The following is a 21,946-nucleotide window of genomic DNA, read 5'->3' on the forward strand; positions in this document are numbered from 1 at the left end:
CCCGGGGCCGGGCCGGCGGCGCTGGGATCAGCCTGCGGCCCGGCCCCGGGCGACGGCGACGTCTCCGGGCTCGTGCCCGACGACCGGGTGCGAAACGATCGGGTGCGCGATCGTGCACGAGTCGGTGTCATTGGACCAGTCGGACTGCTCGGCAAAGGTGCCGGTGCCCATGGCGACGTCGGCCGCTCCGCCAGGAGTGCGGGGTGTGAGCCAGGCGCACTCGTCCGCGTCCTCCTCGCCGTTGTAGGAGCTGGAGGTGTTGTTGGTCCAGCCGCCCGCCGGGAGCGGGTCCGACATCGCCTCGTGCCACTCGTGCCCGAGCGTGATCGTCCAGCCGTCCCACAGACCGGGCGAGTTGACGAAGCCGGTGCCGCACGACGCCCCGGCGTCCATGGTGTACGGCTGGTTGGAGAACGCGAGGTTGCCGTAGGGAGAGGCCACCGCGCCGCCGGTGAGCGTGGGGTCCGCGGTCGAGTCGTGCCAGGCGCAGTACTGGCCCAGGTAGTGGTCGGGGTCGGTCCCGTGCGGGGACAGGATCACGTAGTAGGCCTGACGATTGGCGGCGGGCGTGGTGTTGCCGAAGTGCCGTGCCGCGGCGACGGCAACCTGTCCGAGCTGGTGGCCCGACGCGCTGCCCGGCGAACGGGCGGAGTCGTACCACACTCCGGCGAGGACGCCGCCGCTCTGATAGGGGATGAAACGGGCTCCCACCGGGCAACCGGTGGCACCGGCGGCGACGTTCGGGCCGTCGCACCACTGCGTCAGATCCGCCGACCACCGCTCGCCGCCGGTGCCCACCCCCTTGAACATCTCCTGGGCCACCGGCGCGGCACCGTACGGGTCGCCGGAGAACGTCGCGTCCAGCCTGCGGTTGACGCCCTGGGCTCCCCACTGCGAGCCGTAGAAGACCAGGTAGACCTTCACCTTCCCGTCCAGGACGCCCACGCCGCCGATGCCGCCGCCGTAGGAGAGCGTCTGGGGGACGACGGGGACGCCGGCGGAGTCATGCGCCTTCACCCAGCTCCGCATCTTCGCGTCGCCCGACCGCGTCGGGACGACGCCGTGCCGGTACGGGTGACCCGACGCGGGGTCGTAGGGGTCGGACGGGCGGACGCCGCGAGCGTGAGGTGTGCGGCCGGCGGTCTCGCCGACGGAAGGGGTCCTGGACGGAGTCGTCGCCGTGGCCGACGGAGTGCCGCCGATCAGGAGGGCGGTCACACCGACCGCGCTCAACACCACGGCTGCTGCGGGATAGCGATGGGTTCTCATGCGCTCATGCCTTCACCGTTCCGCCGTGCCAGGACGCTCGGATCGCGACGATCCACCCGCCCGGTCCAATGCCCGCTCGCTCAAAGTCCGCACCCAGCCAACCTGGTTGACACATCAGGCAACTGGGGAACGGAGAGCGTCCGCCGTGGCACCGGGGTGTACCGGGTGGCCCGACGCATCCTCCGATCATGGTGATGAGACAGAAAACCGCATGCCTGCTAGCTGTTCTGACGACGAGTCTGGCGCTCGGCGCGGTCGGTGTCGGCGCGTCGACACCTGCCGGCGCCGACGAGTTCACGATCTCCCAGGACACGCTGCGCACCGGCTGGGATCCGAACGAGCCCGGGCTGACCCCCGCACAGGTGTCCAGCTCCCAGTTCGGCCTGCGCTTCTCCACGGCCGTGGACGGGCAGGTCTACGCCCAACCCCTGGTCGTCGGCGGCACGGTGGTCACGGCCACCGAGAAGGACCAGGTGTACGGGATCGACGCCACCACGGGAGCGATCCACTGGAGCAGACGGCTCGGCACACCATGGGCGGCTGCCAACATCGGCTGCGGTGACCTCACCCCCGACATCGGCGTGACCGGCACCCCCGTCTACGACCCGGCCACCAACGCCGTCTACGTGACCGCCAAGACCGACCACCCCGACGGCGCCCACCCGGCCTGGTTCCTGCACGCGCTCGACCCGGCCACCGGAGCTGAGCGCAGCGGCTGGCCCGTGCGGATCCACGGCGCCCCCTCCAACGACCCGACGCGGCACTTCGACTCCTTCACCGCCGCCCAGCGACCGGGTCTGCTGCTGCTCGGCGGCAGGGTGTACGCCGGCTTCGGCTCGTACTGCGACAAGGGCCCGTACGTGGGCTACGTGGCGAGCGTCGACACCCGCACCCGTGCCGAGAACCTCTGGGCCACGGAGTCCTCCTCCGGCCACGGCGAGGCCGGGATCTGGCAGTCCGGTGGCGGACTGGTATCGGACGGACCGGGACGGATCTTCTTCGCCACCGGCAACGGTCAGACTCCGTCCGCCGTCCCCGGCGACCACCCACCGGGCCGGCTCTCGGAGTCGGTGGTCCGGCTCGGGGTCAGCGCGGACGGCTCGATGCACGCCCGGGACTTCTTCAGTCCCGTCAACGCCCCGGCTCTGGACCACAGCGACGGCGACCTGGGCTCCGGCGGGCCGCTGGGCCTGCCCTCGGTACCCTTCGGCGCCAGCGCCGCGCACCCGCACCTGCTCGTCGAGGTCGGCAAGGACGGCCGGGTCTTCCTGCTGGACCGCGACCACCTCGGCGGCCGAGGCCAGGGACCCGGCGGCTCGGACGCGGTCCTCGGCGTCACCGGGCCGTTCCAGGGCGTCTGGGGCCATCCGGCGGCCTACGGCGGCCAGGGGGGCATCGTCTACGAGATCAGTTCGCGCGGAAGGCTGCGCGCTCTCGCCTTCGGGCTGGACGCGAGCGGCAACCCGGGACTGCGCTGGGCCGGCGTCAGTTCGGAGTCCTTCGGCTACACCTCCGGCTCACCGGTGGTGACCTCCGACGGCACCGAGCCGGAGTCCGCGACCGTCTGGTCGGAGGCCACCGACGGCGGCAACGGTGCCCACGGCCGACTGCGCGCGTACGACGCCGTTCCGAGCGGCGGACGGCTGCGACTGCTCTTCTCCGCGCCGATCGGCCGGACCTCGAAGTTCGCCGTCCCGGCTACCAGCGGCGGCCGTGTCTACGTCGGCACCCGCGACGGCCGTCTGCTCGCCTTCGGGCTGCCGACGGGCGCGGCTTTGCTGGGGGCCTCGACCGACTTCGGCGACGTGGCAGTGGGCTCGGCCAGGACTGTGGACATCACGGTCAAGGCCACCCGGACGGTCACGATCACCGGCGTCAGCGCCACCGGCGGGTCGTTCACCGCCGCACCGGCAGGTCTGCCCAGGGTGTTGACGGCCGGTCGGACCTACACGGTCCCGGTGACGTTCGCACCCGCGACTGCAGGACCAGCGAGCGGGCTACTGACCTTCACGAGCAACCTCGCCTCCTTCAGCTTCGGCCTCACCGGCTACGGGACCAAGCCCGGTTTCACCGCCTTTCCCAACAGGCTCGACTTCGGGCAGATCGCCACCGGCACCAAGCAGACCCTCGGGTTGAGTTTCACCAACACCGGGACCGCACCCGAGCGCGTGACGGCGACATCGGCGCCGCACGCTCCCTTCTCCGCCCCGGGCCTGGCCGCCGCCGACGGCCTGACGGTCCAGCCGAAGCAGTCGGTGACGGTGGACGTCACCTACGCGCCGACCGTCGCGTCCGGCGGCGACACCGGTTCGCTGGGGGTCACCGGGCCGGACGGCACCGCCACCGTGCTGCTCAGCGGCAGCGCCGTCCAAGGGGCCCCGCACCTGACGATCACTCCGGCCACCACGGCCTACGGCTCCGTTCCGGTCGGCTCCTCGAAGGCGCTGACCTTCGACATCGCGAACACCGGGAACATCCCGCTGACCATCATGAAGGCCGCACCGCCGGCCGCGCCGTTCGTCGTCGGCAACCCCGTCAGCGAGGGGCGGGTGCTGGCCCCCGGAGAGGTCGTGCACCAGTTGGTCGCCTTCTCGCCGACCGCGACCGGCCCGTTCACCGGGAGCTACCAGGTCACCGCCAACGACGGCCAGGGCCCGCAGACGGAAACCCTCACCGGGACCGGTTCTACCGCCCGGTAGCTCGCGGGTACGCCCGCGTGTCCGGCTGAGGGCGGACCAGGTCCCGGTACAGTCGCTCCAGTCGGGCGATCTGGACGGAGCCGCGCTCGGTGCGGCCGATGAGCTCGCGGTTCGCCGCGCGATCGGCCGCGCCCAGCGGTTCGGCGGCTGTCAGGGCATTGGCCAGAGCGGTGTGCAGCGGCTCGGCAAGCAGGTCGGCCAGCAGACCGTCCGCCGCCAACTCCCGGTACGGCGCGATGTCCGCGAGCAGCAGGCGGCACCCGGCCGCCGCCGCCTCCAGCACCGAGGAGCTGCGCTGGTCGGCGCACGGTACCGAGACCGCGACCTCGCTCGCACGCATGAGGGCGAACAACTCCTCCTGGCCGAGCAGCCGATCGATCACCGTGATGCGGTCGGCCGCCTGCCGGGCTCGGCCGCGCAGCAGGGTCAGGTAGTCCTGCTGCGCGCGCGCCGCGCCGGGCTGGGCCGGCCGGTGGCCGGCGAGGAGCACCAGGTGCAGGTCGGGCCGGACCCGGGTGGCGGCGGCGAACGCCTCGAGAATCTCCTGCGACCGGTAGACCGGTGCGGTGGTGCGGATCGACAGCACGACGGTGGCATCGGCCGGGATGCCGAAACGCGCGCGCGTCAGCCGGGCGTCGTGGCCCTCATCGCCGTCGAGGTCGGCGTCGGAGCCGCCGTCGAGGAGGTCGTCCGGCACGCCCCAGGAGAGCACGGTGACCAGCGCACTGGGCACCCGGTAGCGGCTCACGACCTTCGCCGCGACCTCCCTGGAGGTCGGCAGCACCCAGGCGGCGCGGCGCAGGGCGAGACCTGCCACCAGCGCTCGACCGGCGTGGCGCTCGGCCGCCCGCAGTTCCGAGCCCCAAGGGGTGACCACGCTCGGCGCCGCGCGCGTCGGCAGTGCGAGGGACAGCGCCCCGTGCACGCCGAGGGTGTGGACGTGGATGACGTCCGGTCGGATCCGGCGCACCTCGCGGCGCAGCCAGCCGGCCGTGCGCAGCACGCGCCACGGCCACCAGGATCCGGCTGCGGGTGCGCACGAGAGGCGCCAGTCTCCGGCTCCTGAGCCCGGGCCCGGATGGTGCCAGCTGCACACCGTCACCGCATGCCCCCGCCCTGTCAGAGCGTCCGCCCAACGGCGGGTGTGGGCCGATCCGGCCGGTGCCAGCATCAGCACGCGCAGCGGGGCGGCCGGGCCGGGCCCGGTCGACTCCGCCGCGCGGAGGTCAGCCTCCGGCATGGCGTTCACCCAGCACGAAGCGGCCTTTGCCGACCGCGGCGCGCAGCCGCCGGAGCGGGCCGCGGGTGTAGTCGTCCCAGCCGGTGGCCGTCGTCAGCCAGCGCTGGTCGGCGAGCAGCCGGCCGGCCGCGGTCAGCAACGAGACGTGCAGGCAGTGGTAGGCGAGGCTGGCGGGCGCGCGGTAGCGCAGGTCGTACCGGGTCCAGTAACCCAGGTCGAACCCGGGCAGCGAGTCGCGGATCCGGTCCGCCGCCCGACCGGCGACCTCGACCGTGCCCAGGTGACGTCCCAGTTCCAGCAGTCCGAACAGCGCGAAGATCGCGCCGTTGAGGATGTGACCGGCGGGCTCCGAGGGGCACTCCTCGAGGAACGGCCGCCGCCCGGGCTCGTCGTAGTGCGAACAGCCGCCCGTCGACAGCGGCCGCAGCATCAGCTCCGTGGCGCCCCGGCAGGCGTCCAGGAAGGAGCCCTCGCCCGTGACGGCGTATCCCCGCAGCATCACCGAGACCGCCAGGCCCTGGGCCATCGCCGAGTACCACCCCGGGCCCACGCCGTAGCGCGGCACCGGGACGGGGTAGCGCCAGCCACCGTTGCCGTCCTGGGCGGCACGCAACCAACCGGCCTGGTCCAGTAGTGCCTGGACGTCCAGCGGCCGGTCGGCGCGGGTGTCGGCGTGCCAGCCGGCGCGGCGGGCGCCGGTGTGCCGCCCCAGCGCGTACAGGCTCATCGAGACGGGGTTGTGGTAGAGCTCGCCGTTCGGGGCGCGCGTCACGACCAGTCGTTCGTCGTCCAGGGCGAACGCGGAGGTCATCGGGCGCAGGTCGAGCGGGTAGCGGTCCGGCGGGCCGGCCGTCGACGGTTGAGGGAGCAGCGGAACGTCCACGGGAAAGCTGGGCCGCCGCAGATCACCCAGCCCCCTTCGCAGCAGCTGGCCCGGGCCCGGCCGGGTGCTCTGCCGGCCGGTCACGGCCGACTCCGACGGAACCGGCCGCGGCTCGGGCGCGTGGCGAGTGTCCGGTGGTAGAGCTCGTTCACCTGACCGGCCGTCCCGGCGATGTCGAACTGACGCAGCACCAGTTCCCGCCCTCGGTCCGCCAGTTCGCGCCGTCTTTCGGGATCGGCGAGCAGTTCGTCCACGGCCTGCGCGAGTGCCGCCGGATCGGCGGGCGGAACCAGCAGGCCGGTCCGGCCGTGCTGGACGGTGTCCGGCAGTCCGCCGACCTCGGTCGCGACCACGCCTTTGCGCATCAGCAGCGCCTCCGCCGCGGTGTAGCAGGCCGATTCGTCCAGCGACGGATTCACCAGCACGTCCAGACCGGCCATGACCGAGGCGATGTCGCTCCGAAGGCCGGTGAACTCGACCCGGTCGGCGACGCCGAGGCGGGCGGCGCGGTCCTCCAGCCCGCGCCGGTACCACCCGTCGCCGACCAGTTCGTCGCCGACGACGAAGAACCTCGCGTCGGGATGCCGTCGCAGGATCAGCGGTACCGCGTCGATGAAGACCTCGTGCCCCTTCACGCCGATCTCCCGGAAGTCCCGGAACCGGCTCGGGTACATGTAGGCGACCATGCCTACGGCGGGCGTCGTCCTGCTGAGGGCGAACTCGCTGCGGAACGGCTGCGCCGAGGCGGCGGGGTCGAACCGGTGGACGTCACAGCCGTAGTAGCTGACCTCGACCGCGCGGGCACCCATCGCCCGGTAGCGCGCCGCGATCGCCCGGCAGGAGCCGAGCACCAGGTCGTCCCGGCGCAGCGAGATCCGGTCCAGGATCCGGAACGGCGCCATCCGCAGATGGACCAGTCCGGGCACCTGGGACACCATCAGCGCCTCCCGGTAGCAGGCCGACGCGGCGCGGGCGGCCAGCATGGCGATGATCAGATGGGCGTGGACGACGTCCGGGCGGTACCCCCTGACGAACCTTGTCAGCCGCCACTGCCCGCGGATGATCCCTGGCCACTGCCGCAGCCGGCGGGACAGCCCGAACGGGATGATCTCCACCCGCACCCCGTCGATCGCGCGCAGCCGGTCGGCCAGCGGGCCCTCGCGCGGCAGCACCGCACAGACCTCGTTCCCCAGCCGGGCCAGCCCCGCGACCTGGTCGTGGAACCAGCTCCCGCCCACGGCGGTCGAGGTGATCTGGAGGATGCGCAACGGTCGCTCCGTTCCGGTCATCTGCCCGCTCACCGCCCCACCAGGAGCGGGACCGGCACCGGCTCCGCGGTCGGGGCCGCTGCCACCGCCGCGCCACGTTCCGGGGCCCGTCCGGCGGCCAGGACGATCAGCAGCAGACCTGCCAGCAGCGGTGGCACCAGCAGCACTTCACCGAAGGCGGAGCAGACGCCGGCGCCGGCCAGGGCCAGCGCCGCCGCCTCCCCTGCCGTCCGCTCCGCCGGCTCCCGCGACCGCAGCGCCGACCAGGCGCGCCGCACACCGAGCGCGATGAGCAGGCCGACGCCGGCGGCCCCGAGCAGGCCGGTCTGCGAGAGGACGGTCAGGTAGGTGTTGTGGGCGAACTCGAGCAGGGGGAACTGGAGGAACATCGCGTTGTAATCTCCGGTGGCGCGGTAGTAGAGGGGCAGCAGGCCGGCGAAGTTCAGGTATCCGACACCGAAGACCGGATGGGCGTCGAACATCCGCAGCGCGCTGCTCCACAGGTCGAGCCGCACCGCGGAATCGGCGTCCAGCGTGTCGCCGCCGAGCACCGAGGCGAACCGGGCCGCGATCGCCGCCGGCACCAGCGGCGCCAGGCACGCCGCGCCGAACACCACGGCCGGCAGGCCGCGCAACGGCCGCCGGAAGGCGTGGATCGCGAACACGACGACTCCGGCCAGGTAGGCGGCGCGGCTGAGCGAGTACGCGACACCGACGGTGAGCGCCAGCACACCGCCCCAGCACGCCAGTCGCGACAGTCCCGCCCGCGCGGTCCTGGTACGGGCCAGCAGCACGGCGGTCGCCATCACGAGCAGCGCGCCCACGGCATTGTGGTTGGCCGTGCCGGGCTGGGTGATGGCCAGGACCGCGACATCGCTCGGGGCCTGGTCCGCGTTGCGTGCGAACACGGCACCGGCCTGCACGATCTCCATCACCGCCAGGGCCGCGCAGCCGCAGCAGAAGACCAGGAGCACCCGGTCGAGGACAACCCCCGGCGTCGCGAGCAAGGGCACCAGCAACAGGGGCCCGCTGACCAGCAGCAGGTACTGCCAGTGACGCGTGCCCCCCGCGTCGCTCCCGCCCATCACGGCACTGGCCGCGACCAGGCAGCCGACCGTGCCGGCCGTCATAAGGACCCCGGCAAGCCTCGGCCGGGCGAGGCCCCGACCGCTGACGGCCCGGCTCAGCAGACAGACCGCCAGGAGCGCGACCAGCCGCTTCGGCGTCACCAGCGACGCTCCCGCCTGGGATTGGGACAACGGGATCACCAGCGCGAGCGCGTACAGCCCCACGTCCGGAACCAGCAGGCAGACCAGGACGGCGACCCCCAGGCCGGCCCCCACAACGGCGGGGCCGGAGCCGGCGGCGATCAGGCCGGCCGCCGTCGCGGCGGGCAGCGCCAGAACGAGCAACAGGATCGAGCGGCTGTCCGTCGCGGCCCACGCGCGCCGCACGGGCACGAACCACCGTTGCGCGCCCAACTGTGCCATCCCCCGGATCGCAGGGTCGGCGACGCCGCGCTCCCCCCGCCGACCAGCCCTGGTACTCCGACGGACCCCAAGGCCCACCAGCAGCGCGAACACCAGATACCCGGCCGAGTCGGCGCCGGCCGCCCCGGCGGCGCCGTAGCGCGGCGTCAGCACGCCGAGCAGCGCGAGGTTGAGAGCGGCTCCCACACCGGTCGCAGTGATCACCGGACGGAGCAGATCCGTCGCCGCGAGGTAGGCCTGGAGCGACCGGCCGGCCGCGAACAGCACCAGGCCGGGGAGCATCGCCCACACCACCCATGCGGCCCCGGCGTACGGCCGCCCGTAGATGGCCGGGATGAGGGCAGGCACCCCCACCGCGGCCACCAGGGCCAGCAGCGCGGTGGCCGCGAACACGCTCCCCGCGATCCGCGTCGCGGCCCGCGCGTCGACGGCGCCCGAGGTCACCCGGGGAAACAACACCAGCGCGACCGCGGTCGGCAGCAGGGAGAGGCTCTCGGCGACGGGCAGCGACACGGCGTACAGCGCGACCGCCCCGGCCCCCGCCAACAGCTGGATCACCGGCACGTCCAACCGCAGCATGCCGTAGTGCAGCACGTTCGGCAGATAAGCCTTGACGGCGAACCCGCCGAAGCGCCGGACCGGGACGGACTCACCGTCGGGGTGAACCCGGGCAGTGGACGCGGCGAGCAGCACCACGGCACCGACCGACTGCCCGACCAGGACGGACAGGAAGCAGGTGCCCACCGTCAGGGAGTCGGTGGCCAGCAGACCGACCACGCCCGCCAGATAGCAGGCCGACGGCACGGCGGTCGCGAGGTTGTACGTGGTGACGCGGCCACGGCCGATCTCGGCGGTGCCCAGCAGCGTGGTCAGCAAGGTCACCGGGCACAGGGCGGCCGAGAGCACGGCGAGGCGGAGCGGCACCGCGAGCAGCACCACCGGACACCAGCGGCCGACCAACAGCCAGAGCGCGGCCAGCGCCGACCCGCACACCAGCGAGAACACCAGGCTCCAGCGCACGATCTGACGGAACGCCGTGTGAGAGATCCCGGCGAACCGTGCGTTGGCGTTGTCCATGCCGAGGACCGCGACGATGCTCAGCACCGTCGGCGCCGCGACCATGACCGCGAGCACCCCTCGGCCCTGCACCCCGAGACCACGCGCCGAGACCACGCCCGCCGCGAAGCTCATCGCCGTGGCCAACAGCCTGGCGGCCAGTGTGCCGCCCACCGCTGCCGGGCTGACCCCCGGCAGCCGGGCGCGCATGCCTTCCATGATTCGCTGCACCTGAGAACGTCCTCCGAAATCACCAGCGAGCACAACAGGTCGATTCAAGCACGGAGGGTAGTGTGCCAAGTACGCACAGTAGTGCGTGTTTCGGCGACGCCACTCTTCCGGCGTCCGCCGCACTGCGTCGAAAGGGTCGGCCGTGAAAGTGGTCAGTGTGGTAGGTGCGCGTCCTCAGTTCGTCAAACTGGCTCCGATCGCACAGCAGTTGGCCTTGCGCGGTGACGAGCACACGATCGTCCACACCGGCCAGCACTACCACCCGCTGCTGTCCCAGTCCTTCTTCGACGAACTCCGCATTCCGCCGCCCGCGTTCAACCTGGAGGCCGGGTCGGCCGATCACGCGACGCAGGTCAGCGAGATGCTGATCCGGCTCGACCCGGTGCTGGCGCGGACGCGCCCGGACTGGGTGCTGACCTATGGCGACACCACCTCCACGCTCGCCGGGACCTTGGCGGCGGCCGCCCGGAACCTGCCGATCGCACACCTGGAATCGGGCTTGCGCTCCTTCGACCGGACCATGCCCGAGGAACGCCATCGGATCGTCGCCGACCACCTCGCCGACCTGCTGCTCGCCCCCACTGCGGCGGCGCTTGCCAACCTGGCCGCCGAAGGTCTGGCCGCGCGCTCGGTGCTGACCGGAGACCTGATGGTGGACGCGCTGTGCGCCGTCATCAACCCCTCGGCCGGGCCGAGCGCGCCCCTGCCGCCCTTCCTCGCCGACCTGGACGGCGGGTACCTGCTGGCCACAGTGCACCGGGCGGCCACCACGGACGACCCCGACCGATTGGCCGCCGTCGTGGCCGCGCTCACGGCCTGCACGCAGCCCGTGTGGCTGCTGGTCCACCCCCGACTGGCGGCCCGTTGCCGCCAGTTCGGCATCGGGCTGACCGGTGGATCCCTGCGTACGACCGATCCGCTGCCCTACCGCACCATGGTCACCGCCCTGGCCGCCGCCGCCGGGCTCATCACCGACTCCGGTGGCCTGCAGAAGGAGGCACTCGTCCTGGGGGTCCCGTGCAGCACCCTGCGGACCGAGACGGAATGGCCGGAAACCCTGGAAGGCGGATGGAACGTCCTGGTCCCCGATCCGCGCGACCTCCCGGTCGTGGCGGCCCGGGCGCGCCCGGCCGGGCCACCACCGAGCCCCTTCGGCGACGGCCGCGCCGCCGCCGGAATCGTCACCGAACTGGCCACCCGGGCTGAGCACATGCCGCTCACGACACGCCCCACCCGCCGGAGCGTGACGGCATGAGGATCTGGATCTTCAACCACTACGCGGCGCCCCCCGACTCCGCCGCCGGCACCCGTCACTACGATCTGGGCCGGGTGTTGGCCGCCGCCGGACACGAAGTCACCGTCTTCGCCAGCAGTTTCAGCCACTTCACCCGGCGGGAGGAGCGGCTCGCCCCCGGCCAGAGGCGGGCCGTCCGGAACGTCGACGGCGTCCGGTTCGTCTGGGTCCGCACTGTTCCCTATGCCTGCAACGGAATCCGCCGGATCCTGAACATGGGCAGCTACGCCGCCCGAGTGCTCCCGGCCCAACAGGACCTGGACCGCCCTGACGTGATCGTGGGCTCCTGTGTTCATCCGGCGGCGGTGCTCGCCGCCTGGGTCGCCGCCCGCCGGCGAGGCTCCCGATTCGTCGTCGAGGTGCGCGATCTGTGGCCGCAGACCCTGATCGACATGGGCCGGCTGCGCGCCGGCGGCCTCCCCGCCCGGATACTGCGTCTGGTCGAGACGTTCTGCTACCGGCGCGCGTCCGCGGTGATCTGCCTGCTGCCCGCGGCGGGCGGATATCTCCGATCCCGGGGGGTTCCGCCCGACCGGATCCACTACGTGCCCAACGGCATCAGTGACACCCGCGCCCCGGCCGACGGCGAACCCGCGACCGCCGGGGGCTCCGTGGACCACGGGCCGCAGGTGACCGATCTGATCACCCGGATCAGGGGGCTGCGCGCTGGGGGCTGCCTCATCGCCGGCTATGTCGGCTCGCACGGCCCCGCCAACGCGCTCGACACCGTTGTCGCCGCGGCGGCCCGACTCCGCGCCGCCGGTGCGCCGCGGATCGCCACCGTGCTGGTCGGCGACGGCCCGGAGAAGGTCGCGTGTCGGCGTCTGGCGGACGAACTGGGGCTGGACAACGTGGTGTTCTGGCCACCCGTGCCGAAGAGCGCCGTCCCGGCCGTGCTCGCCGAGCTGGATGTCGCCCTGTTCTGCCTGCGCGATGTCGCAGTCTTCCGCTACGGCCTCAGCAGCAACAAGCTCTTCGACTATCTGGCCAGCGGCAAGCCCGTGCTCTTCGCCAGCAACGCACCCGGCGGACCGGTCCGTGAATCCGGCGGCGGCGTGTGCGTGCCGGCCGAGTCGCCTGCCGCTCTCGCCGAGGCGTTGACGGCGCTGGCCCGGATGAGCGAGGAGGAACGCCGACAGATGGGCGGCCGCGGCCGCGCCTGGGTCTACCGTCACCATGGCACGACGGCGCTGGCCGCCGCGTTCCTCGCCGCGGTCTCGCAGGCTACCGGACCCACACCGACCAGCGACGCGGCGGAGGTGGCACGATGACCCTGCATATCGTGGGCGCGGGGGGCTTCGGCCGCGAGACGTTGGACGCCGTCCGACGGTCGGCGCAGGCGCCAGAGGTGATCTTCGTCGACGAAGACCCCACCACCGAGAAGCTGGACGGCTGCCATGTCGTGCGGCCCGCCCGGCTGGACCTGGCCGAGCCGGGGCGACACGACTTCGTCGTGGCGATCGCCGACCCCACCGTGCGCCGCAGACTGGCCGACCAGTTCGAGGGACTCGGTCTGCGGCCCGCGACCGTGATCGACTCGAGTGCCGTGGTCTCGGCCGGGGCCAGGATCGGGCCGGGCTGCGTCGTGCTGGGCCACGCCTTCGTCTCCACCGGTACCGTCCTGGGGTCCCACGTCCAGGTCAACTACCAGGTCAGTATCGGTCATGACACTGTGTTGGGAGACTTCGTCACGATTCTTCCCGGGGCCAATGTCGCGGGCAGTGTGACCGTCGCCGCCGCGGCGACGGTCGGCAGCAACGCCGCCGTGCTCCAGGGCCGGCGCATCGGGCCCGCGGCGACCGTGGGCGCGGCGGCGCTGGTGACCCGGGACGTGTCCGCCGGTCAGGTCGTCATCGGCGTTCCGGCCCGACCCCGCTGACCCAGGTCCGGTACCGTCAGGTCACGAAGCAGGGCCGGTCCAGGGGAGCTCCCCGGGACCGGCCCTCACTGCTCTTCGTCAACCGGCCCGCCGGGCGCGCCTGGTCACCGTTCGGCCACCAGAGTCGGGGGCGCGGCCCCGGCGCCGATGGCCAACCGGGGCACCCCGGACCACAGGACCGGATCGGTCACCGACCTGCCGTCCAGCAGAGCGGTCACACCGGGCAGGTCGTCCGGGCCGATCCGGGTGTACTCGGGGTGGTCGGCCTGCACGATCGCGACGTCGCAGGGCTCGCCCAAGTGATAGGGCTCAAGCCCCATTCCGGACAGTTCGTGGTCGTCGAAGAGGGGATCGTGCACCACCGGGACCGCCCCCCGCTCCTCGAGCGCTCGCACGACGGGCAGTGCCCCGGTGAACGCTGTCTCCTTGACCCCACCGCGGTAGGCGAGGCCCAGGACCGCTGCCCGCCGGCCGCGCAGGTCACCGGCCATTGCCGTCAGCATCTCGATCGCACGGGCCGGCATCGCGTCATTGATCTCGCGGGCCAGCAAGGGAAGTCGAGCGGCCGGGTCCCCGGCCGCGTACAGCCATGGGTAGACCGGAATGCAGTGCCCGCCCACGGCGATCCCCGGGCGGTGCAGATGACTGTACGGCTGGCTGTTCGCCGCCTCGACGATCGGCAGCAGGTCCAGACCCGCCTGGTGGGCGAAACAGGCGAACTCGTTGGCCAGTGCGATGTTGACGTCGCGATAGGTCGTCTCGGCCAGCTTGGCCAACTCGGCGGCCTCGGCGGAGCCCAGGTCCCACACGCCGTTCGGCCGCGACAGGTCGGGACGATCGACGAACCGCAGGGAGGACGTGTAGAACTCCGCCGCACGTTCACCGGACGCGGGGTCGATGCCGCCGACCAGCTTCGGATACCGGACCAGATCGGCGAACACACGTCCGCTGGAAACGCGTTCAGGACTGTGACACACGCCGAAGTCCCGGCCTGGCCTCAGCCCGGAGGCGGCGGCCAGCCGGGGCGTGATCCGTCGCCGGGTGGTGTGCACGGGCAGCGTCGTCTCCACGATGACCAGCGATCCGGGCCGCAGACCCGCTCCGACCGCGTCCACCGCGGCGTCCAGCGCGCGGTGGTCCGGTCGCCGGTCGGCGCCGACGACGAGGGGCACCACGATGACGACCACCTCGCTGGTGGAGACCGCCGCCGTGGTGTCGGTGGTGGCCCGGAGCAGATCCATACCCCTGACCTCGGCCAGCCGACCGGTCAGCCCGGGTTCGCCGGGGAAGGGCGGCCGTCCGGCCATGACGTCCGCCACCACGCGCCCGCTGATGTCCGCGCCGGTCACGCGGTGACCCGCGGCGGCGAAAGTGACCGCGAGCGGCAGCCCGATCTTGCCCAGACCGACGACCGTGACCGTCCTCATCAGAACCACCGCCGGGAGCCCGGCATCGGCACGTAGCCCGCCACCAGTGTCGGCAGGCCCCCCGGCGACCAGGCGACCAGGTCCCCTGGCGACGTCACGGCTGCTGACAGGCCCCCTTCGGTGCCCGCGGCCACGGCCTGATCCGCTCTCGGCGGCGCCGGGACCACCGCTTCCCGGACGGCCTCGCGCCGGAGCCGTTCGTCGATCGACCCGCCCGAGGCCGAAACCTCGACCACGGCCGCCGGTTCAGCCAGGATCGCTGCCGTCACGTCCATCACCTCCGCTCCCGCCCACATCGGCACCAGGTCGGCGGTGACGCCCGCGTGTCCGCGCACAGCGGCCACAAAGCCCTCGAGTTCCGCCCGCAGCGGTTCCTGGGCGACGAGCTCGCAGCGGACGGCCTCACCGCCAGGCAGCCGGTCCCCATCACCTCGGTCCGGCAGCCCGGCACCGGCCCCGCTGCCGTGGAACCACAGCGTGCCGCCCAGCAGGTCGCCGCGCAGACACCCGAGTTCGCCCGTCACCGTGACCAGCCGCCGCTTGACCGGGGAGAGCCAGTTGACCAGGTGGTTCACCACCGTGCCGTCCCGCAGCACCCCGACCACGGCCGCCAGGTCCTCATGCCCGCTGGCACCGGTCATCCGGCTGGTCACGGCCGACACTTTGACGTACGGGGCACCGGCGATCCAACGGGTGAGGTCGATGTCGTGGCTGGCGAGGTCCAGCACCACGCCGACATCGCGGATCCGCTGCGGGTACGGTCCCTGCCGGCTTGTCGTGATCTGCAGCACCGTGCCGACCTGACCGCCGCCGATCCGCTCCCGCATGGCCCGCACCACCGGATTGAACCGCTCGATATGGCCGACACAGCCGACCAGGCCGGCGCGTTCGAAGGCCGCGGCAAGCATCCGGGCCTCCTCCGCGTCGGCCGCGAGGGGCTTCTCGATCAGCGCGTGCACGCCCGCCGCGGCCAGTCGGCGGCCGATCGACCCATGCGCCAGCGTGGGAGCAGCCACCACGCAGAGATCCGGATCCAGCTCCAACAACCGGTCCAGTTCCGGGAGGACGGGCACATCGGTCATCCCCGACCCGGCGCCGGGGTCCGGATCGCAGGCCCCGACCAGGCGCACGCCCGGGAGCGCCGCGAGGACCCGGGCGTGATGCCGCCCCATGGTGCCCAGGCCGCACACCGCGGCTCGCAGCTCGCTCATCGGCCTGCGGCTCCCTCGGGCATGGCAGCGGTCGCCGGGGGCGCGGTCGCCGCGGTCGCGCGGCTCACGCGAACAGCGCCGAACGGCACCGTCGCGAGTCCCGCTGCCGCGGTCGCGCGACCGACCGCGGCGATCACCGCTTCCGCGATCTCGGTCACCTCCGACTCGGACAGCCGGTGGTGGACCGGGAACGACAGCATGTCCTGCGCGACGCGGTCGGTGACTGGCAGTTCGGGCGCCGACCGCGTTCCCAGGACTGTTCCGTCCCCGAAGCCCGCGAATACCGGCTGCTGGTGCACCGGCGGGAAGTAGATCCGCGCCTCGATGCCCTGGCCGAGGAGGTCGGCGAGCACGCGATCGCGGATACCCGGAAGCAGGCACGTGTAGATCAACCAGGTCCCCCGTGCGTCGGGGGTCTGCTGAGGGGTCGTCAGGCCGCCAAGCCCCGCGAGTCGTCCGTTCAGGGTTTCCGCGATCGCGAGCTTGCGCTCCAGGATCCCGTCGAGCCTGCGCAGTTGCACCCGACCGATGGCTGCCTGGATCTCGGTCAGGCGCCAGTTGTGACCCAGGATCTCGTGGCGGTACAGCCGGGTCTGGCCGTGGTTGCGCAGCAGCCTCAACCGTGCGGCGACGCCGGGGTCGTCGGTCAGCACGAGGCCGCCCTCACCCGTGGTGATGTTCTTGGTCGGGGTGAAGCTGAACATGGCCGAGTGTCCGAAGGTTCCCACCGGCCGCCCCCGGTACTCGGCACCAGCGGCCTGCGCCGCGTCCTCCAGCAGCACGACCCCCTGCTCGGCGCAGACCTGAGCGAGCCCGTCCAGGTCGCCCGGTTGTCCGGCGTAGTGCACGGTGAGGACCGCCCGGGTGCGCGGGGTGATCCGGGCCGCCACCGACATCGGGTCCAGGTTGAAGGTCTGCGGGTCGATGTCGGCGAACACAGGGGTGGCCCCGACATGGCACACGGAGGTCGCGGTGGCGATGAACGTCATGGACGGGACGATCACCTCGTCGCCCGGTCCGATGCCCTCGGCGAGCAGCATCGCGGCCAGCGCGGCAGTGCCGGTGCAGAAGGTCACACCGAACGCCGCCTTGTGACGGTCGGCGAACTCCCGCCCGAATGCCTCGTTCTCGGGGCCGTTGGTGAGCACGCCGCTGCGCATCACCCTGCGCACGGCATCCACTTCCTCCTCACCGAGGTCGGGGCTGGCCAGCCGGATTCGGAGGTCGCTGTCAGGCACCTGAGTGCATCCTCTCTGTTGTACGGGCGATGGGATCGTCGTCGTGGGCGACGGTGGTACCGCCCCGGGCCAGTACCGCCCAGGCGGTGAACAACAAGATCGTCAGATCGAGGCGCAGGCTCTGGTGGCGCACGTAGCGCAGATCCCACTCGATCCGCTGGGGCCAGCTCAACCACTGCCGGCCACGCACCTGCGCCAGCCCGGTCATGCCCGGCAGGGCTCGCAGCCGGCCCCGCTGCCGATCCGTGTACCGGTGCACCTGGTACGGAAGCGTGGGTCGCGGCCCGACCAGGCTCATCTCACCGCGGAGCACGTTCAGCAACTGCGGGAGTTCGTCCAGGGACAGCCGGCGCAGGACCCGGCCGACCGCGGTCACCTGGGCGACGTCACCGCAGACGGGCGGTCCGGACCCGGCCGCCGGATCCGCCATGGTGCGCAGTTTCCACATCATGAAGGGGCGGCCTTCGCGACCGACCCGCCGCTGCCGGAACAGAGCCGGCCTGCCGTGGGCGATCACATGCACGGCCGCGGCTGCCGCGCAGAGCACCAGGGCCGGCACCAGCAACAGGCACACCAACGCGAGGTCGAGCAACCGCTTGCCGCGGTACGACCTTGACGCCTCGTCGGCATCGGGCCGGGTTGCCGTGCCGGTGCGGTGTCTCTCCGGTGCCGCGGGCGCGGTCACCGGCCGACCTCCGTGCTCCCCGGAAGGGCAGGCAGACCGGGGACGACCGGGCCGGGCGCGGTGGCGGAATCCGCCGGGGGTGCGGAGAGCGGCGAAGGAATCGAACCGGCGGCGGCGATCCTGGCCAGGGTCGCCCGAACCTGGTCGGCTTCGGTCAGCCCGCTCAGCCCGGTCACCTCGGCGGGCTCGAGCGGGGGCACGGGCACCTGGCGGACCAGCGGGTGCCTCGGTCGATCGTCCGCCTCCCCCGTGCCCAGCAGATCCTCGGTCAGCTTCTCACCGGGCCTGAGCCCGGTGAAGACGATCTCCACCCGGCTCGACGCCGCCGCGACCATCCGGCGTGCCAGATCGGCGATCCGGATCTGTTCCCCCATGTCCAGTACCAGCACCTCACCGCTGCGGCCGACAGCGACTGCCTGGAGCACCAGTTGCACGGCTTCGGTGGCCGTCATGAAGTACCGGGCGACCTGCGGATGTGTCACGGTGACCGGCCCTCCCGCGGCGATCTGTGCGGAGAGCGACCCGAGGAACGAGCCCCTGCTCCCCAGCACGTTGCCGAATCTGACGGACACCCAGGTGCCCTGCTCCAGGCCGGCCATGTGCGCGGTGAGCCGTTCGGTGATCCGCTTCGAGGTGCCGAGGACGCTCACCGGGTCCGCGGCCTTGTCAGTGGACACGTTCACGAACGACCGGACGCCGTGGGCTGCCGCCGCCTCCAGCACGTTCAGCGTGCCGAGCGCATTGGTCTTCAGTGCCTCAGCCGGGTACCTCTCCAGGAGCGGGAGATGCTTGAGCGCGGCCGCGTGGAAGACGATCTCCGGCCGCGCGTGCGCGAAGACCTCCCGCATCCTCGGGGCGTCCCTGATGTCGGCGAGAACGGTCTCGTCGGAGTCCAGCAGCGCGCGTCCGTGCAGGGCGAGTTGGACCGCGTGCAGCGCCGACTCGTCCCGGTCCAGCATCACCAGCGACGCCGGTCCCAGACGGTGCAGTTGCCTGCACAGCTCCGATCCGATCGATCCGCCGGCGCCGGTGACCAGAATCCGGCGCCCGGCGAAGTGTGCCGCGACCGACGACAGATCCAGGCGGATCTGCTCACGGCCCAGCAAATGCGTGATGCGCGGATCGCGGACGCCGTCGATCGGAGCGGAACCGGAGACCAGCTCGCCGACGGTGGGGATCACCTTGGCAACGAGACCGGCCGCCTCCGAGGCTGTCACCAACTCCCTGATGAGCCGTCCGTCGCCGCGGCCGCCGGCGATCGCGATCACCATCACGGTGGCCCCCGTCTCGGCGGCCACCTCGGCGATCCGCTCCCGGCCGCCGCGGACCGGCACACCGCAGATGCTCAGCCTGCGTTTGCCCGGGTCGTCGTCGAGCAGGGCCACCGGCCGGTAGAGGGCCCCGTGTTGACCGATCAGGCGGTGCACCAACTGGGTGCCCGCGCTTCCCGCGCCGAACACGATCACCTTGACCGCGGTCGGCGCGGGCCTCCTCGGGCGGCGCCGGACGGCCGCGACGGTGGCGCGCTCAGCGATTATCCCCAGTGCGCTCACCACGGAGGCGATCGCCGCCACGACCGGCGCGCCCCCCACAAGCGGGACCACCGGCATCGTCACCAGGAACACCCCGGTGATCGCGGCGGAGATCAGCACCGCGTTCAACTCCGCCCCAGATCCGGGCTGGAAGCGACCGCAGTACAACCCGCATTCGGCTCCGACAAGGGCCGCGACGGCCCAGGTGACGGCGCACGCGACACCCAACTCCCAAGGAGCCTCGGGCAGACCGTGACCGCCGCTCTGCGTCAGTCCGGCGACATAGAGGCCACCCGTCCACGCGGCCGCGTCAGCGACAACGCGGGCCGCGCGCCATCGGCGCCGGGTGGCAAAGCGCGTCGGCTCGCCATTACTGGCACTGTCCCCATTCAACGTGTCCCCGCATCCTTCGTTCTCGGCGGGCATCCCTTGGAATGCCGGGCTCGTGATGCGTACAACGAATGTGATGACGTGTGATCGGCAGACCACGATCCGTCGCCGCGAGCATACGAGGAGCACTCATTGGCATCGCGGCAACCGCTGTCGCGTGGCGCGCTGGGTAAGTCCATCCGGCTGCCGAGTCGCGCCGGGCGGACACCCCTGCCCCACCAGCGCGGAGGGCACACCCGCGCAGGACTCTTTCCGAGAGCGGAAACCGGATTCTGCATCGCCAACCGCGCTTTGGATGCAGTGGATTTGCCGACCGACGTCCACGGATTCTCATTGAAACCAGGGCAGTTCGACGGCCCTGATCAGTGGACTCACTTCTGCAGAACGGAAGTTGACAATCATTCCAGGACACCGATAGCACCCGGGTCGAGTGCACTGCCCCTCCGAGCGGATCCGCCACCCAGGCGTCGCCACGAGCGTCGAAGAACCCAGAATTCTTGATCAGCGTCCGGGCGACAGCGCTCACCGAAAACGACCAGAGCACTTCCCCGCGGGGCGGCGGGGTGACTTGACCTCAGATCGACGTCTGGTGACTACTATTCGCAACCGAACTCACGCAGTGGGTGACCATGTGCAGGGGAAAGCACGCTGGGAGGCGAGACAGATATGACGCTCCGGAGTTTCCTCGGATTGATCAAAGATCGCTGGAAGCTCATCGTGGTGGTGACCCTCCTTGCCGGAGCCGTCAGCGCCGGCGTGACGGCGCGCACCACCCGGATGTACTCCTCGAGCCTGACCTTCTTCGTCTCCGCCCAGGTCGACTCGTCCAACGTCGTCCAGGCCTACCAGGCCAACCTGCTGTCCCAGCAGAAGGTTCAGTCGTACGCCAACCTGCTGACCGGCCCCATGCTGGCGTCGGCGGTCGTGCAGGCAACCGGAATCTCCATGCCGACAGCCGAGTTGCAGTCGCGGATCTCCGCTCAGGCCGTTCCGCAGACCGTGCTCCTGCGCGCGACGGTGACCAGCGAGTCTCCGCGTCGGGCGCGCGAGATCGCGAGTGCGATCGCCAAGATCTTCCCGGACCAGATCAACGAGCTGGAACACACGGCCACCGGTAAGGCCTCGACCGCGGTCGTCCAGGTCGTGGCACCGCCCAGCTATTCGGACGCCCCGGTTTCACCGCAACCGATCCGCAATGTGGGCACCGGGCTCGTCCTCGGTCTGCTGGCCGGACTGGCCCTCGCCGCCGCCGCCCGCTCGCTCGACACGACGCTGAAGACGGCGGACCAGGTCAGCCAGATGCTCGGTGGCAAGCCCGTGCTGGGCCTGATCCCTTACGACCCGGCCACCCGCAGCAACCCGGTGCCCGGCGACGAATCGCTGGCCGGACCGCGCATGGAGGCGTTCCGCAAACTCCGGGTCAGCTTCGGGTTCCTCGAGGTGGACACCCCGCGCAAGGTCGTCATGTTCACCAGCGCCCTGCCGAACGACGGCAAGAGCACCACCGTGTGCAACCTCGCGATCGCGCTCGGCACCGTCGGCACCCGCACCGTCATCGTCGAGTGCGACATGCGCCGACCGCAGGTCGGCAGGTACCTCGGTCTTCCCAACGGCGCGGGCCTGACCGACGTCCTGCTCGACCGGGCACGGCTGGAGGATGTCATGCAGACCTGGGGTGACGACAGCGTCGACGTGCTGACCAGCGGCATGCTGCCGCCCAACCCGGGCGATCTGCTGGGATCGCGAAAGATGGAGCAGCTGATCGAGAGGCTCCGGGAGCGTTACGAGGTCGTGCTGCTGGACATGCCCCCCGCGCTTGCACTCGCCGACGCCGCCGCGGTCGGCCGGTACTGCGACGGCGCGATCATCGTGACCCGCCACGGCCGTACCAGGGCCGCGCAGTTGCGACGAGTCTGCGATTCACTCACCTCCGCCGGCACTCCGGTGCTCGCCGGTGTGCTGAACATGGTGCGCTCGCGCGACACCGGAGGCGGCCGGTACGGCTACGGTTACGGCTATTACGAGGCCGAAAGGGCGCAGCGCAAGGATGCCCGACTGGGCGCGCAGGCCCGACCCGGCGGTGCCGAAGCGGAGGCCGAGACGCAGACCGCGCAGGCCGGGGGTCTCGCGGGGAGCACGACGTGAGGTCGGACT

The 21,946-nt window shown here is 71.9% G+C and carries 15 protein-coding genes; 5 read left to right on the forward strand and 10 right to left on the reverse strand.

All coding sequences use genetic code 11. The features are described 5' to 3' along the window. Positions 1–27: 27 nt before the first annotated feature. Positions 28–1,269, reverse strand: coding sequence for a hypothetical protein (locus tag DN069_RS09625; protein WP_133259869.1), 1,242 nt, complete (start codon positions 1,267–1,269; stop codon positions 28–30). Positions 1,270–1,463: 194 nt separating this feature from the next. On the opposite strand from DN069_RS09625, the gene DN069_RS09630 reads away from it, so the two are divergent. Then, positions 1,464–3,968 carry a choice-of-anchor D domain-containing protein gene (locus DN069_RS09630; RefSeq protein WP_165845450.1) on the forward strand — a complete coding sequence of 835 codons (2,505 nt, stop codon included), beginning with the start codon at positions 1,464–1,466 and terminating at the stop codon, positions 3,966–3,968. On the opposite strand, the gene DN069_RS09635 is transcribed toward DN069_RS09630, so the two are convergent. From DN069_RS09635 to DN069_RS09650, 4 genes are read right to left on the reverse strand one after another with little or no spacing between them, the layout of a single operon-like run. Next, on the reverse strand, positions 3,955–5,208 hold the full coding sequence (locus tag DN069_RS09635; protein ID WP_111500462.1) for a glycosyltransferase family 4 protein: 1,254 nt from the start codon (positions 5,206–5,208) through the stop codon (positions 3,955–3,957). The genes DN069_RS09630 and DN069_RS09635 overlap by 14 nt on opposite strands. Beyond that, positions 5,195–6,175: a D-glucuronyl C5-epimerase family protein gene (locus DN069_RS09640; protein WP_111500463.1), complete on the reverse strand. Its 981-nt coding sequence runs from the start codon at positions 6,173–6,175 to the stop codon at positions 5,195–5,197. The genes DN069_RS09635 and DN069_RS09640 overlap by 14 nt, the downstream gene beginning before the upstream one ends. Then, positions 6,172–7,359, reverse strand: a complete 1,188-nt coding sequence (locus DN069_RS09645; RefSeq protein WP_165845451.1) for a glycosyltransferase family 4 protein — start codon at positions 7,357–7,359, stop codon at positions 6,172–6,174. The genes DN069_RS09640 and DN069_RS09645 overlap by 4 nt, the downstream gene beginning before the upstream one ends. A gap of 29 nt (positions 7,360–7,388) precedes the next feature. Further along, on the reverse strand, positions 7,389–10,136 hold the full coding sequence (locus tag DN069_RS09650; RefSeq protein ID WP_133259871.1) for an O-antigen ligase family protein: 2,748 nt from the start codon (positions 10,134–10,136) through the stop codon (positions 7,389–7,391). Between the two features lie 148 nt (positions 10,137–10,284). Between DN069_RS09650 and wecB the strand changes: the two genes are divergently transcribed. From wecB to DN069_RS09665, 3 genes are read left to right on the forward strand one after another with little or no spacing between them, the layout of a single operon-like run. Further along, positions 10,285–11,391 carry a non-hydrolyzing UDP-N-acetylglucosamine 2-epimerase gene (wecB, locus tag DN069_RS09655; RefSeq protein ID WP_279387887.1) on the forward strand — a complete coding sequence of 369 codons (1,107 nt, stop codon included), beginning with the start codon at positions 10,285–10,287 and terminating at the stop codon, positions 11,389–11,391. Beyond that, the gene (locus DN069_RS09660; protein WP_111500467.1) at positions 11,388–12,701 is read left to right on the forward strand and encodes a glycosyltransferase family 4 protein; all 1,314 of its coding nucleotides are present in this window, start codon (positions 11,388–11,390) and stop codon (positions 12,699–12,701) included. The genes wecB and DN069_RS09660 overlap by 4 nt, the downstream gene beginning before the upstream one ends. After that, positions 12,698–13,309: an acetyltransferase gene (locus DN069_RS09665; RefSeq protein WP_111500468.1), complete on the forward strand. Its 612-nt coding sequence runs from the start codon at positions 12,698–12,700 to the stop codon at positions 13,307–13,309. Before DN069_RS09660 ends, DN069_RS09665 begins: the two co-directional genes overlap by 4 nt. A 104-nt stretch (positions 13,310–13,413) precedes the next feature. Here DN069_RS09665 and DN069_RS09670 read toward each other — a convergent pair whose 3' ends face one another. From DN069_RS09670 to DN069_RS09690, 5 genes are read right to left on the reverse strand one after another with little or no spacing between them, the layout of a single operon-like run. Next, positions 13,414–14,736 carry a nucleotide sugar dehydrogenase gene (locus DN069_RS09670; protein ID WP_111500469.1) on the reverse strand — a complete coding sequence of 441 codons (1,323 nt, stop codon included), beginning with the start codon at positions 14,734–14,736 and terminating at the stop codon, positions 13,414–13,416. Next, positions 14,736–15,947, reverse strand: coding sequence for a Gfo/Idh/MocA family protein (locus DN069_RS09675; protein WP_116513678.1), 1,212 nt, complete (start codon positions 15,945–15,947; stop codon positions 14,736–14,738). Before DN069_RS09675 ends, DN069_RS09670 begins: the two co-directional genes overlap by 1 nt. Next, complete coding sequence (locus DN069_RS09680) at positions 15,944–17,185, reverse strand: DegT/DnrJ/EryC1/StrS family aminotransferase (RefSeq protein ID WP_111500470.1); 1,242 nt, start codon at positions 17,183–17,185, stop codon at positions 15,944–15,946. Before DN069_RS09680 ends, DN069_RS09675 begins: the two co-directional genes overlap by 4 nt. Further along, the gene (locus DN069_RS09685) at positions 17,178–17,870 is read right to left on the reverse strand and encodes a sugar transferase (RefSeq protein ID WP_207892107.1); all 693 of its coding nucleotides are present in this window, start codon (positions 17,868–17,870) and stop codon (positions 17,178–17,180) included. Before DN069_RS09685 ends, DN069_RS09680 begins: the two co-directional genes overlap by 8 nt. Then, entirely contained in the window at positions 17,867–19,522 is a 1,656-nt protein-coding gene (locus tag DN069_RS09690; RefSeq protein ID WP_207892108.1) for a polysaccharide biosynthesis protein, read from the reverse strand. The genes DN069_RS09685 and DN069_RS09690 overlap by 4 nt, the downstream gene beginning before the upstream one ends. Positions 19,523–20,458: 936 nt before the next feature. On the opposite strand from DN069_RS09690, the gene DN069_RS09695 reads away from it, so the two are divergent. Then, positions 20,459–21,937, forward strand: a complete 1,479-nt coding sequence (locus DN069_RS09695) for a polysaccharide biosynthesis tyrosine autokinase (RefSeq protein ID WP_111500472.1) — start codon at positions 20,459–20,461, stop codon at positions 21,935–21,937. Positions 21,938–21,946 lie beyond the last annotated feature (9 nt).

Origin of the sequence: Streptacidiphilus pinicola, from assembly GCF_003258295.1 — a bacterium.
In the GTDB taxonomy this organism is placed as follows: Bacteria; Actinomycetota; Actinomycetes; order Streptomycetales; family Streptomycetaceae; genus Streptacidiphilus; species Streptacidiphilus pinicola.

Excerpts from the sequence above, each read along its gene's own strand:
- DN069_RS09625 (WP_133259869.1), bottom strand. The coding sequence starts at position 1,269 with ATGAGAACCCATCGCTATCCCGCAGCAGCCGTGGTGTTGAGCGCGGTC.
- DN069_RS09630 (WP_165845450.1), top strand. The coding sequence starts at position 1,464 with ATGAGACAGAAAACCGCATGCCTGCTAGCTGTTCTGACGACGAGTCTG.
- DN069_RS09635 (WP_111500462.1), bottom strand. The coding sequence starts at position 5,208 with ATGCCGGAGGCTGACCTCCGCGCGGCGGAGTCGACCGGGCCCGGCCCG.
- DN069_RS09660 (WP_111500467.1), top strand. The coding sequence starts at position 11,388 with ATGAGGATCTGGATCTTCAACCACTACGCGGCGCCCCCCGACTCCGCC.
- DN069_RS09665 (WP_111500468.1), top strand. The coding sequence starts at position 12,698 with ATGACCCTGCATATCGTGGGCGCGGGGGGCTTCGGCCGCGAGACGTTG.
- DN069_RS09670 (WP_111500469.1), bottom strand. The coding sequence starts at position 14,736 with ATGAGGACGGTCACGGTCGTCGGTCTGGGCAAGATCGGGCTGCCGCTC.
- DN069_RS09675 (WP_116513678.1), bottom strand. The coding sequence starts at position 15,947 with ATGAGCGAGCTGCGAGCCGCGGTGTGCGGCCTGGGCACCATGGGGCGG.
- DN069_RS09695 (WP_111500472.1), top strand. The coding sequence starts at position 20,459 with ATGACGCTCCGGAGTTTCCTCGGATTGATCAAAGATCGCTGGAAGCTC.